Genomic DNA, 13073 nt, shown 5'->3' with positions numbered 1-13073 from the left:
GCACGCCCCTTGACCTTAGGAGAACCATGAGCTTCGAGTCGGCAGACCCCGGCCACGGCCACTCGACGGCGGCCTGGACCGCAGTCACCATCATGCTGATCGCATTCACCATCGGCACCGTCGCGTTCTTCTTCGAGGTCGCCTGGCTCGTCTGGACCTCCGCGGCGCTCCTGCTCGCCGGCCTCGTTGTGGGCTGGATCATGGCCAAGGCCGGTTACGGCGCGGCATCGGTCGACGGAAGCCACTGAATCAGTGCCAGCCAACCTCCTCGCTGAACTTCTCGCCGGCTCGCTCGCCGACGCCGACACCCGTCGGCTGGAGCGCCCGTTCGCCGCGCTCGAAGCCGACGCGCTCGCCCAGGCGCCCGCCCTCGACGCGGTGCACGCACTCGCGCCCTCCGACCGGGTGAGGATCATCGCCGAGGTGAAGCGCGCCAGCCCCTCCCGTGGGCCGCTCGCCGAGATCACCGATCCGGCCGCACTGGCCGTGTCCTACGAATTCGGCGGCGCGAGCGCGATCAGCGTGCTTACCGAAGGCCGACGGTTCCTCGGGTCGCTCGAGGACCTCGAGCAGGTCAGGGCGTCCGTGTCGATCCCGGTCCTGCGCAAGGACTTCATCGGCACCGACTACCAGGTACTCGAAGCGCGGGCGGCGGGGGCCGACCTGGTTCTGCTCATCGTCGCGGCCCTCGACCAGGCCACCCTCGGCACCCTGCACCGCCTGGTGCTCGAGCTGGGCATGACCCCGCTGGTCGAGACCCATAGCGCGGATGAGGTCGACCGCGCCCTGGACGTGGGCGCCAACCTGGTCGGCGTGAACGCCAGAGACCTCAGCACCTTCGAACTCGACCAGAACCTGTTCGCCAGCCTGGCCGACCGGATCCCCGCCGGCGTCGTCCGGGTGGCCGAATCCGCGGTCAAAACCGCCGCCGACGTGGCCCACTACCGCGCCGCGGGCGCCGATGTCGTGCTGGTCGGTGAAGCTCTCGTCACCAACGATCCCATTCTCACCCTCAACGAATTCCTGGCGGTATAGATGTCCAACACCACCGATTCCCTCCGCGCCCAGTCCGGGCCCTACTTCGGCGACTTCGGCGGCCGGTTCGTGCCGGAATCCCTCGTGGCCGCGCTCGACGAGCTGTCGGCGGAGTACGCCCTCGCCAAGGCCGACCCGGCCTTCGCCGCCGAGTTGACCGAGTTGCACCGCAGCTACACCGGTCGGCCGTCACTCATCACCGAGGTGCCCAGGTTCGCCGCGCACGGCGGCGGCGCCCGCATCATCCTCAAGCGCGAAGACCTCAACCACACCGGCTCGCACAAGCTCAACAACGTGCTCGGCCAGGTGCTGCTCACCAAGCGCATCGGCAAGAAGCGTGTCATCGCCGAAACCGGCGCCGGCCAGCACGGCGTCGCCACCGCGACGGCCGCCGCCCTGTTCGGGTTGGACTGCGTCGTCTACATGGGCGAGGTCGACACCGAGCGCCAGGCGCTCAACGTAGCCAGGATGCGATTGCTCGGGGCCGAGGTTGTCTCGGTGAAGACCGGCTCACGCACCCTCAAGGACGCCATCAACGACGCAATGCGCGACTGGGTCACCAATGTGGACACCACCAACTACGTCTTCGGCACCGTCGCCGGCCCGCACCCGTTCCCCGCCATGGTGCGGGACTTCCAGAAGATCATCGGCGAAGAAGCCCGCCAGCAGGTACTCGACCTGACCGGCCGGCTTCCCGACGCCGTCACGGCCTGCGTCGGCGGCGGCTCCAACGCCATGGGCATCTTCCACGCCTTCCTCGACGACCCCGAGGTGGCCCTGTACGGCTACGAAGCCGGGGGTGAAGGCATCGAGGGCCTGCGCCACGCCGCGACGCTCACCAAGGGCCGCCCCGGCGTGCTGCACGGCGCGCGCAGCCTGATGCTGCAGGACGAAGACGGCCAGACCGTCGAGTCGCACTCCATCTCGGCCGGCCTGGACTACCCGGGCGTCGGCCCCGAGCACGCCTGGCTGGCCAGCATCGGCCGCGCCACCTACCTGCCCGTCACCGACGCGGAGGCCATGGACGCGCTCCGCCTGCTCAGCCGCACCGAGGGGATCATCCCCGCCATCGAATCGGCGCACGCCCTCTCCGGAACACTGCAACTGGGCAAGGACCTCGGCCCGGACTCGATCATCCTGGTCAACCTGAGCGGCCGCGGCGACAAGGACATGGAAACCGCCGGCCGTTACTTCGACCTCCTCGACGCTGGAGCGCAGCAGCTGTGACGAACACTCGCAACACCCAAACCAGCACGGTCGCGGCCACGATCGCGGCCAGCCGTGCGGCCGGCGGCGGCGCCCTGATCGGCTACCTGCCGGTAGGTTTCCCCACCCTCACCGAGAGCATCGACGCGGCCGTCGCGATCGCCGGGAGCGGGGTCGACGTCATCGAGCTCGGCCTGCCGTACTCCGACCCCGTGATGGACGGCCCGGTCATCCAGGCCGCCACCCAGCAGGCCCTGGCCAACGGATTCCGCCTGCGGCACGGCTTCGAGGCCGTCGCCGCGATCACCGCCCAGGTCGACACGCCCGTATTGATGATGACCTACTGGAACCCGGTCCTGCAGTACGGTGTCGACCGTTTCGCCGACGACCTCGCCGCCGCCGGGGGAGCCGGGCTGATCACGCCGGACCTCATCCCCGACGACGCGCAAAGCTGGCTCCTGGCCAGCGAACGGGCCGGCCTTGACCGGGTCTTCCTCGCCGCGCCGTCCTCCTCCGACGAACGCCTGGTGCAGGCGGTGACCCGTAGCCGCGGGTTCGTCTACGCGGTCTCCACCATGGGCATCACCGGGGCCAGGAGCGATGTCGACTCCGCCGCCCGGGTGCTGGTCACCCGACTGCGGGAAGCCGGCGCCACGAGCGCCTGCGTCGGCCTGGGAATCTCCACGCCCGCCCAGGTACGCGAAGTACTGGAGTACGCCGACGGCGCCATCGTCGGCTCCGCGCTGGTCAAGGCCCTTGCCGACGGGGGAGTCGCCGCCGTGGCGACCCTCGCGGCCGAGCTCGCTGCCGGGGCCAGAGACATCCGCGCCGCCGTCTAGTCGCGTGCTTCCCGGTAGGCGATCCCCGCCGCCCGGTCCCTTCGTTTAACCCAGCCCGGTTAGGCTAAATTGTCCGAGGCGGTCGACCGACCGGCTCACAGTGACCAGAGCGTCACGATGAAAGGTTGTTGTGGTGTCGTTGCCCTTGAGCATTCCGAGCCCTGAGTGGAGCTATTTCGACCTGGGGCCGTTCCGCATCCACGCGTACGCGATCTGCATCCTGATCGGGATCTTCCTGGCCACCGCCGTCACGAGCCGGCGCCTGACCAAACGCGGCGGTGAGCCGGGCGTGGTGCTGGACATCATCCTCTGGGCCGTGCCGCTCGGCATCGTCGGCGCCCGGATCTTCCATGTGCTCACCCACCCTAACGACTACTTCTACGACGGTGCGAATCTCTGGGACGTGTTCGCGGTCTGGAAAGGCGGCATCGCCATCTTCGGCGCCCTGCTGGGTGGCGCCGTCGGGGCCTACATCGGCACCCGCCGTGCCGGCATCCGATTCTGGTCCTTCGCCGACGCCCTGGCCCCGGGCATGCTCCTGGCCCAGGCCATGGGTCGCCTCGGCAACTGGTTCAACCACGAACTGTTCGGCCTGCCGACCACGCTGCCGTGGGGGCTGGAGATCTCTCCCGACAACCCCGCCTACCCGGTCGGCCTGCCCGCGGGCACCCTGTTCCACCCGACGTTCCTGTACGAGATCGTCTGGAACCTGGTCGGTGTCGCCGTCATCCTCATCCTCGAGCGCAAGTTCCGGCTGCGCTGGGGCAGCGCGTTCGGCGTCTACCTGATCTGGTACGGCGCCGGCCGCAGTGTCTTCGAATCGATCCGGGTCGACCCGAGCGAGATCTTCTTCGGTCTGCGCACCAACGTCTGGGCCGCCCTGTTCGCGATCGTGGTGGGACTGGTCATCATCCTCGTGCAGAGCCGACGCCACACCGGGATCGAACTGAGCCCGTATCTGCCCGGACGCGAGTGGAAGCTGGTCGACCCTGAGGTAGAATCTGGTGAAACCGATTCCGAACGAGGCGATCCCGGCGATGAAGCTGATGAACCCGTTGAATCACGAGACGTCGACGCCACAAGCACCACCGACTCCCGCCCCTAACCGGGGTCCCCACCCGGTCCACGGTTTCCGCCCTCCATACCGGGCGGCCGGCATCTCCATTTCTAACGGGCCAACGTCGTCCCCACCTGCCAGTCATTTCGTGAGGACGGTCCAATGACGCAGCAACCTCTCTTCTCGCGGTTCAGTAGTGTCCCCCCAGCCCAGGGGCTCTACAACCCGCACGACGAACGCGACGCCTGTGGTCTCGCCATGGTCGCCACCCTGCGGGGACGGCCGGACACGACATCATCACGCGAGCGCTCGACGCCCTCCGCAACCTCGAACACCGAGGTGCGGTCGGATCCGACGCCGGAACGGGCGACGGCGCCGGGATCGTCACCCAGATCCCGGACGACTTCTTCCGCGCCGTGTCGACCTTCGCGCTTCCCGAGGCGGGGCGATACGCCGTCGGCAACGTCTTCCTGCCCACGGAACCGACCGCGCGCAGCGCCGTCAAGGGCGCCATCGAGAAGATCGCCAAGGAGGAGAACCTCAGGGTGCTCGGCTGGCGCGAGGTTCCCGTGCGGCCCGAAGAGGTCGGCAACCTGGCCCGCGCGGCAATGCCCGCGATCCAGCAGCTCTACGTGTCCAGCAGCCGCACCACGGAGGAGGGCCTGCCCCTGGGCGGCATCGACCTGGACCGCCAGGCCGTACGGCTGCGGAAGCGCGCCGAACGCGAAGTGGAGACCTACTTCGCGTCACTGTCCTGCCGCACCATCGTCTACAAGGGCATGGTCACGACCATGCAGCTTGAGCCGTTCTACCCGGATCTCTCCGACGAACGCTTCACCTCCAAGCTGGCACTCGTGCACTCGCGGTACTCCACCAACACGTTCCCGTCCTGGCCGCTGGCCCAGCCGTTCCGCATGATCGCGCACAACGGCGAGATCAACACCGTGCAGGGCAACCGCAACTGGATGCGCGCACGCCAGTCGCAGCTCGAATCGAGCCTGCTCGGCGACCTGAACCCGCTGTTCCCCATCGTCACCCCCGGCGCCAGCGACTCGGCGTCCTTCGACGAGGTCGTCGAGCTGCTGAGCCTGTCCGGCCGGTCGCTGCCGCACGCCGTCATGATGATGGTGCCGGAGGCCTGGGAGAACCAGCCAGACCTGGACCGTGACCGTCGCGCCTTCTACGAATACCACTCCATGCTGATGGAGCCGTGGGACGGACCGGCCGCCATCGTCTTCACCGACGGCACCCTCGTCGGAGCCACCCTCGACCGCAACGGCCTGCGCCCCGGCCGATACGTCATCACCGACGAGGGCCTCGTCGTGCTCGCCAGCGAGATCGGCGTCATCGACGTCGACCCCGCCAGGGTCGTGCGGAAGGGCCGCCTGCAGCCGGGCAAGATGTTCCTCGTCGACACCGAAGCCGGCCGCATCATCGAAGACGAAGAGGTCAAGGGCTCCCTCGCCGCCAGCGAACCGTGGGGTTCCTGGCTCGACGCCGGCCGCATCAACCTCAAGGACCTGCCGGACCGCGAGCACATCGTGCACCCGCCGGCATCCGTGGTGCGCCGTCAGCGCACCTTCGGGTATACCGAGGAAGAGGTGCGCATCCTGCTCGCCCCGATGGCACGCAACGGCGCTGAGCCGCTCGGCGCGATGGGCAGCGACACGCCCATCGCCGTGCTCAGCGAGCGTCCCCGGCTGCTCTTCGACTACTTCACCCAACAGTTCGCCCAGGTGACGAACCCGCCGTTGGACTCGATCCGTGAGGAGGTCGTGACCAGCCTCAAGCTCGGGCTCGGCCCCGAACTGAACCTGCTCGCCGCGGGTCCGGAGCACGCCCGCCAGGTGGTGCTGGACTTTCCGGTGATCGACAACGACGAACTGGCCAAGATCCAGCACATCGACACCTCGCCCGGCAGCCGCACCACCACCACGATCCGGGGCCTGTACCGCTTCGACGACGGCCCCAGCGCGCTCTCGAACCGCATCGAGGAGATGTGCCACGAGGTCGACGCCGCCATCGAGGCCGGCGCCCTGTTCATCGTGCTCTCCGACCGGGACAGCACCAAGGACCTCGCACCGATCCCGTCGCTGCTGATGATCGCGGCCGTGCACCACCACCTCATCCGCACCGAGAACCGTCTCAAGGTGGGCATCGTGGTGGAAGCCGGCGACGTGCGCGAGGTGCACCACGTGGCCCTGCTGATCGGCTACGGCGCCAGCGCCGTCAACCCGTACCTGGCCATGGAAACCTGCGAGGACCTGGTCCGCAGCGGCTACATCACCAACGTCACTCCCGAAAAGGCCGTGAAGAACGTGATCAAGGCGCTCGGCAAGGGTGTGCTCAAGATCATGTCCAAGATGGGCATCTCCACGGTTTCCTCCTACGCCGGTGCGCAGACGTTCGAGGCCGTCGGCCTCAGCCAGGAGTTCATCGACCAGTACTTCACCGGCACCACCAGCAAGCTCGGCGGCGTCGGCATCGACGTGATCGCGGCCGAGAACCTGGAACGCTACGCCGGCGCGTACCCCCAGGACGGCGCCGTCACCGTGCACGAGCGACTCGCGACCGGCGGCGAATACCAGTGGCGCCGCGACGGGTCTCCGCACCTGTTCAACCCGGAGACCATCTTCAGGTTGCAGCACTCCACCCGCACCCGCCGCTACGACATCTTCAAGGAGTACACCAAACTCGTCGACGACCAGTCGGAGAGCCTGATGACCCTGCGCGGCATGTTCGCGTTCAACATCGGCCAGCGCAAGGCCGTGCCGATCGACGAGGTCGAATCGGTCGCGTCGATCGTCAAGAAGTTCTCCACCGGCGCGATGAGCTACGGCTCCATCTCCCAGGAGGCCCACGAGACTCTCGCCATCGCCATGAACCGGCTGGGCGGCAAGTCCAACACCGGTGAGGGCGGCGAAGACCTGGACAGGCTGCTCGACCCCGCCAGGCGCAGCGCCGTCAAGCAGGTCGCCTCCGGCCGGTTCGGCGTGACGAGCATGTACCTCACGCACGCCGACGACATCCAGATCAAGCTCGCCCAGGGTGCCAAGCCCGGGGAGGGCGGCCAGCTGCCGCCCACCAAGGTCTACCCGTGGGTTGCCCGCACCCGGCACGCCACCGCGGGTGTCGGCCTGATCTCGCCGCCCCCGCACCACGACATCTACTCGATCGAAGACCTCAAGCAGCTGATCTTCGACCTCAAACGGGCCAACCCGACCGCGCGCATCCACACCAAACTGGTCAGCCAGTCCGGGATCGGTGCCGTCGCTGCCGGTGTCGCCAAGGCGCTCTCCGACGTGATCCTGGTCTCCGGGCACGACGGCGGCACCGGCGCGAGCCCGCTCAACTCGCTCAAGCACGCCGGCACACCCTGGGAACTCGGCCTGGCCGAGACACAGCAGACCCTGATGCTGAACGGGATGCGCGACCGCGTCGTGCTGCAGGTCGACGGCCAGCTCAAGACCGGCCGGGACGTCGTCATCGGCGCCCTGCTCGGGGCGGAGGAGTTCGGTTTCGCCACCGCCCCGCTCGTCGTCGAGGGTTGCATCATGATGCGGGTCTGCCACCTGGACACCTGCCCGGTGGGCGTCGCCACCCAGAACCCTGAGCTGCGCCAGCGCTTCAGTGGCAAGGCCGACTACGTGGTGAACTTCTTCGAGTTCATCGCGCAGGAGGTCCGCGAGTACCTCGCAGAGCTCGGCTTCCGGAGCCTGGATGAGGCCACCGGCCGCAAGGAACTGTTGAACGTCGACGGTGCCGTCAACCACTGGAAGGCGTCCGGGCTCAACCTGGCGCCGATCCTGGTCGGGCCGGACTTCTCGGCCGGAGAGCCCCGGCAGTCTGCCCGGGAGCAGGAGCACGAACTCGACAAACACTTCGACGTCGAACTGATCAGGCAGAGCGCCAGCGTGCTCGAGCACGGCGGTGAGATCAGCATCGCGCTGCCCATCCGCAACACCGAACGGGCCGTCGGCACCATGCTCGGCCACGAGGTGACCCTGCGGCACGGCGAGAACGGGCTGCCGGCCGGCTCCATCGACGTCACCCTGACCGGTTCGGCTGGACAGTCCTTCGGTGCGTTCCTGCCCAGCGGCATCACCCTGCGCCTCGAGGGCGACTCCAACGACTACGTGGGCAAGGGCCTCTCCGGTGGCCAGATCGTCGTTCGTCCGGACCGCGGCAGCGTCTTCGCCGCCGAGGACAACGTGATCGCCGGAAACGTCATCGGCTACGGCGCCACCCTGGGCAGCATGTTCATCCGCGGCATCGTCGGTGAACGGTTCCTGGTGCGCAACTCCGGTGCCACCGCCGTCGTCGAGGGAGTGGGCGACCACGCCCTCGAGTACATGACCGGCGGCCTCGCCGTGATCCTCGGCGAGACCGGCCGTAACCTCGGCGCTGGCATGTCCGGCGGAACCGCCTACATCTACCGGCTGCGTCCCGATCTGGTCAACCGTGACTCGCTGGACTCCGGCGAACTCACGCTGACGCCGCTCGGCAGCGCCGATATCGAAATCGTCGGCGACCTGCTCGAACAACATTTGGAGCAGACCGATTCTGTTCTGGCCGCCCGGCTCCTCGCCGACCGCGGCACGACAATGAAGAACTTCGTCAAGGTGCTGCCGCGTGACTACGCAGCCGTCCTGGCGACCAGGCAGAGCGCCGTCGCCGAGGGGCTCGACCCCGACGGTGACGTGGTCTGGAACCGCATCTTGGAGGTAACCAATGGCTGACCCGAAGGGATTCCTGAAGGCCACAGAGCGGGAACTGCCCGCTCGTCGTCCGGTATCCATCCGTTTGATGGACTGGAAAGAGGTCTATGAGGCGGGCGATTCGGCCGTGCTCAAGCGACAGGCCGGCCGCTGCATGGACTGCGGTGTGCCGTTCTGCCACCAGGGCTGCCCACTGGGCAACCTGATCCCGGAGTGGAACGACCTCACCTGGCGGGACGAGGGCCGGCAGGCCATCGAGCGCCTGCACGCCACGAACAACTTCCCGGAGTTCACCGGCCGGCTCTGCCCCGCGCCGTGCGAATCCGCCTGCGTGCTGAGCATCAACCAGCCTGCCGTGACGATCAAGCAGGTCGAGGTGTCCATCATCGACCAGGCCTTCGCGGAGGGCTGGGTGACCCCCCAGCCGCCCGGCCGGCTCACCGGCAAGACCATCGCCGTCGTCGGCTCCGGCCCGGCCGGCCTCGCGGCCGCCCAGCAGCTGACCCGGGCCGGCCACACCGTGGCCGTGTTCGAGCGCGACGACCGCATCGGCGGCCTGCTGCGCTACGGCATCCCGGACTTCAAGATGGAAAAGAAGCACCTCGACGGCCGGCTCGCCCAGATGACCGCGGAGGGGACCCGGTTCCGTGCCGGCGTCACCATCGGCGTGGACATCACCTGGGCCGACCTGCGGGCCCGCTACGACGCCGTCGTCGTCGCGACCGGCGCCATGGTGCCCCGCGACCTGCCGATCCCGGGCCGCGACCTGCCCGGGGTGCACTTCGCCATGGAATACCTCGTGCAGCAGAACAAGGTGGGCGCCGGCGACACCGTCGACAACCAGATCATCGCTGAAGGCAAGCACGTGGTCGTCCTCGGCGGCGGTGACACCGGTGCCGACTGCATCGGCACCGCGCACCGCCAGCTCGCGGCATCGGTGACCAACCTGGCCATCGGTAAGCAGCCCGGCGACAGCCGGCCGGAGCACCAGCCCTGGCCCATGTCGCCGACCCTGTTCGAGGTGTCCAGCGCACACGAAGAGGGCGGCACCCGCGAGTACCTAGCCTCCACCATCGAGTTCCTCGCCAACGACGCCGGCGAGGTGCGGGCCATCCGGGTCGCCGAAACCGAGTATCTCGACGGCCGCCGGGTCCCCAAGGCCGGAACCGAGCGAGAGATCCCCGCCGATCTTGTGTTGCTGGCTCTCGGATTCACCGGTCCGGACACGGCCGAGCTGACCCAGCAGCTGCACGTACCGCTCGACGACCGGAGTAATGTCGTCCGTGATAGTGATTACCAGACCAGCCACGAGGGTGTTTTCGTTGCCGGAGATGCAGGCCGAGGTCAGTCGCTCATCGTATGGGCGATCGCCGAAGGGCGCGCTGCCGCGGCAGCCGTCGATCGGTATCTCGAAGGCGAGACTCAACTGCCCGCCCCGGTGAAGCCGACGGATCATTCGTTTGCCATCTGAGCGAACGAACTGAATTCCGCTGCCCATTCTCTCCAATCAACCGAACGCACAATGCGCCACACCGGCGCGGAAACCGGAGATCCACCAGTATGAGACGCGCGAAAATCGTCGCCACCCTCGGGCCGGCAGCATCAAGCTACGAACAGATCCGCGCCATTATCGACGCCGGGGTAGACGTCTGCCGGATGAACCTGAGCCACGGTGACTACACCGTGCACGAGGGCGTTTACGCCAACATCCGCAAGGCAGCCAACGACTCCGGCCGCGCCGTCGCCGTGATGGTCGACCTCCAGGGCCCGAAGATCCGCCTCGGCAAGTTCGAGGGCGGCCCGTACGACCTCGCCGTCGGCGACATCTTCAAGATCACCACCGAGGACATCCTCGGCACCAAGGAACTGTCCGGAACGACCTACAAGGGCCTGCCGAACGACGTCAAGCAGGGGGACTTCCTCCTGATCGACGACGGCAAGGTCAAGGTCGAGGTCGTCGAAACCGACGGCACCGTCGTGACCACCAAGGTCATCGTTGCCGGACCGGTTTCGAACAACAAGGGCATCAACCTGCCCGGTGTCGCGGTCAACGTTCCCGCCCTGTCCGTCAAGGACGAGGCAGACCTGCGTTGGGGCCTGCGCCTGGGCACCGACCTCATTGCGCTGTCCTTCGTGCGCAACGCCGCCGACATCGACCGGGTGCACGAGATCATGGCCGAAGAGGGCCGCAAGGTTCCCGTCATCGCCAAGATCGAGAAGCCGCAGGCCGTGGAAGCCCTCGAGGGCATCGTCGACGCGTTCGACGCGATCATGGTCGCCCGTGGCGACCTGGGTGTTGAGCTTCCGCTCGAGGCCGTCCCCATCGTGCAGAAGCACGCCGTCGAGCTGGCCCGCCGCATGGCGAAGCCGGTCATCGTCGCGACGCAGATGCTCGAATCGATGATCCACAGCCCCGTTCCGACGCGCGCGGAGACGTCTGACGTCGCCAACGCCGTGCTCGACGGTGCTGACGCAGTCATGCTCAGCGGCGAGACCAGCGTCGGCGAATACCCGGTGGTCACCGTTCAGACGATGGCCCGCATCGTGTCCTCCACCGAGGAGCACGGCTTGGAGCGGATCGCTCCGCTCACCAACAAGCCGCGCACCCAGGGCGGCGCCATCACGCTGGCCGCCATCGAGGTCGCCGAGTTCGTCGAGGCCAAGTACCTGTGCATCTTCACCGAGTCCGGCGACTCCGCGCGTCGTATGTCGCGCCTGCGCTCCTCGATCCCGATGCTGGCCTTCACCCCCGAGGCGAGCATCCGTCGTCGCCTCGCGCTGACCTGGGGCGTGCAGACGTACCTGGTCGACCGGGTGACCCACACCGACTCGATGTTCGGTCAGGTCGACGACATCCTGCTTGGCCAGGGCCTGGCCGAGATCGGCGACAAGGTTGTGGTGATCTCCGGATCCCCTCCCGGAATCGCGGGTTCCACGAACGACATCCGGGTTCACCGCATCGGTGACGCCCACAACGGTGTCGCTCCGGCGTACGCCCAGCAGTAAGCAGCAGCGCGTCGACAGCCCCGTGGAGAAACCCGCGGGGCTGTTGTCGTTCCCCCAGGCACAAGCCCTCCTGAACGCCCGTGCACGGCCGATGGGCGCCTGTGCGCCCACACCCGCGCCGCCTGGACGAATGGCGCGAACGATGGCTGAGAAGGGCGTATGCGGGCGCTGGACGCCTCTGCCGGTGTCGCCGCCTGAGTGACGGACGTCTCATAAGGACAAAGGTCGCAAAAAATAAGGACAAAGGTCGCAAAAAAGGACGAAATGTCCGATTCCGTCCTTATGCAGTCACTTCTTCCTCGTATCGAGCTGACGTGACACCGGGCACCGGAACGCGGCCTTGGGCTCGCTCACGGGCCGAGACACCGCATGCCCGCCGCCGGGGTCAATCCGGGGGACGGGCATGCGGTGAAGTGGTACCGGTGGTGGGACTCGAACCCACACGTCCTTTCGAACAAAGCATTTTGAGTGCTCCGCGTCTGCCATTCCGCCACACCGGCTCACAACACCTGCACCAGAATACCGTAGGCTTTTGGCTGTGACCGACCAAGAGACAACTCCAGCACCCCCCCGCCGCGTCGTTGTAGCGGAGGATGAATCCCTCATCAGGCTCGACATCGTCGAGATCCTCCGTGACAACGGATTCGAAGTGGTCGGCGAAGCCGGCGACGGCGAGACCGCCGTGGCCCTTGCCACCGAGCTCCGCCCCGACCTGGTGATCATGGATGTGAAGATGCCCCACCTCGACGGGATCTCCGCGGCGGAACGGATCACCAAGGCCCACATCGCCCCCGTCGTCCTGCTCACGGCGTTCAGCCAGAAGGAACTGGTCGAGCGGGCGAGCGAGGCCGGCGCGCTGGCCTATGTCGTCAAGCCGTTCACCCCGAACGACCTGTTGCCGGCGATCGAGATCGCCCTCTCCCGCTACAGCCAGATCATCACCCTCGAGGCCGAGGTCGCCGACCTGGTCGAGCGCTTCGAGACCCGCAAGCTCGTCGACCGGGCCAAGGGCCTGCTCAACGAGAAAATGGGCCTAACCGAGCCGGAGGCATTCCGCTGGATCCAGAAGGCGTCCATGGACCGCCGCCTGACCATGCACGACGTCGCCCAGGCGATCATCGAACAGCTCAGCGCCAAGAAATAACCCGAACCACGACGCCCACCGTCACAAAAAGGGCGGGCCCCTCCTGGAGGGGCCCGCCTTTTCGTACC

General features: G+C 67.5%; 8 protein-coding genes, 1 tRNA gene and 1 pseudogene. 9 read left to right on the top strand and 1 reads right to left on the bottom strand.

All coding sequences use genetic code 11. The features are described from left to right. Positions 1–26: 26 nt before the first annotated feature. The 8 genes and pseudogenes from BJQ95_RS09680 (at position 27) to pyk (ending at position 11861) form a co-directional block, all read left to right on the top strand. Positions 27–248, top strand: a complete 222-nt coding sequence (locus BJQ95_RS09680) for a DUF6704 family protein (RefSeq protein ID WP_130177431.1) — start codon at positions 27–29, stop codon at positions 246–248. A 4-nt stretch (positions 249–252) separates the two neighbouring features. Next, positions 253–1035 carry an indole-3-glycerol phosphate synthase TrpC gene (trpC, locus tag BJQ95_RS09675; RefSeq protein ID WP_130177432.1) on the top strand — a complete coding sequence of 261 codons (783 nt, stop codon included), beginning with the start codon at positions 253–255 and terminating at the stop codon, positions 1033–1035. After that, a complete protein-coding gene (trpB, locus tag BJQ95_RS09670; protein ID WP_130177433.1) occupies positions 1036–2262 on the top strand; it encodes a tryptophan synthase subunit beta in 1227 nt (408 codons plus the stop codon). Then, the gene (trpA, locus tag BJQ95_RS09665; RefSeq protein WP_130177434.1) at positions 2259–3080 is read left to right on the top strand and encodes a tryptophan synthase subunit alpha; all 822 of its coding nucleotides are present in this window, start codon (positions 2259–2261) and stop codon (positions 3078–3080) included. Before trpB ends, trpA begins: the two co-directional genes overlap by 4 nt. A 130-nt stretch (positions 3081–3210) precedes the next feature. After that, complete coding sequence (lgt, locus tag BJQ95_RS09660) at positions 3211–4185, top strand: prolipoprotein diacylglyceryl transferase (RefSeq protein ID WP_370688325.1); 975 nt, start codon at positions 3211–3213, stop codon at positions 4183–4185. A gap of 114 nt (positions 4186–4299) precedes the next feature. Further along, a pseudogene (gltB, locus tag BJQ95_RS09655) lies at positions 4300–8876 on the top strand (glutamate synthase large subunit). After that, on the top strand, positions 8869–10326 hold the full coding sequence (locus BJQ95_RS09650; protein WP_130177437.1) for a glutamate synthase subunit beta: 1458 nt from the start codon (positions 8869–8871) through the stop codon (positions 10324–10326). The pseudogene gltB and the gene BJQ95_RS09650 overlap by 8 nt, the downstream one beginning before the upstream one ends. A gap of 89 nt (positions 10327–10415) precedes the next feature. After that, positions 10416–11861, top strand: a complete 1446-nt coding sequence (gene pyk, locus BJQ95_RS09645; protein ID WP_130177438.1) for a pyruvate kinase — start codon at positions 10416–10418, stop codon at positions 11859–11861. A gap of 414 nt (positions 11862–12275) precedes the next feature. Here pyk and BJQ95_RS09640 read toward each other — a convergent pair. Next, positions 12276–12361: transfer RNA gene (locus BJQ95_RS09640), tRNA-Leu, on the bottom strand. Between the two features lie 38 nt (positions 12362–12399). Between BJQ95_RS09640 and BJQ95_RS09635 the strand changes: the two genes are divergently transcribed. Continuing rightward, on the top strand, positions 12400–13005 hold the full coding sequence (locus BJQ95_RS09635) for an ANTAR domain-containing response regulator (RefSeq protein ID WP_110127353.1): 606 nt from the start codon (positions 12400–12402) through the stop codon (positions 13003–13005). The last annotated feature ends 68 nt before the right edge of the window (positions 13006–13073 follow it).

This window comes from Cryobacterium sp. SO1 (genome assembly GCF_004210215.2).
Lineage (GTDB): Bacteria > Actinomycetota > Actinomycetes > Actinomycetales > Microbacteriaceae > Cryobacterium.
The sequence above is the reverse complement of the archived record's forward strand: the minus strand, read 5'-3'. Positions and strand labels throughout refer to the sequence as shown.

What these genes read in the sequence shown, in the direction of transcription:
- BJQ95_RS09680 (WP_130177431.1), top strand. Translation starts at nt 27, where the DNA reads ATGAGCTTCGAGTCGGCAGACCCCGGCCACGGCCACTCGACGGCGGCC.
- trpB (WP_130177433.1), top strand. Translation starts at nt 1,036, where the DNA reads ATGTCCAACACCACCGATTCCCTCCGCGCCCAGTCCGGGCCCTACTTC.
- BJQ95_RS09650 (WP_130177437.1), top strand. Translation starts at nt 8,869, where the DNA reads ATGGCTGACCCGAAGGGATTCCTGAAGGCCACAGAGCGGGAACTGCCC.
- pyk (WP_130177438.1), top strand. Translation starts at nt 10,416, where the DNA reads ATGAGACGCGCGAAAATCGTCGCCACCCTCGGGCCGGCAGCATCAAGC.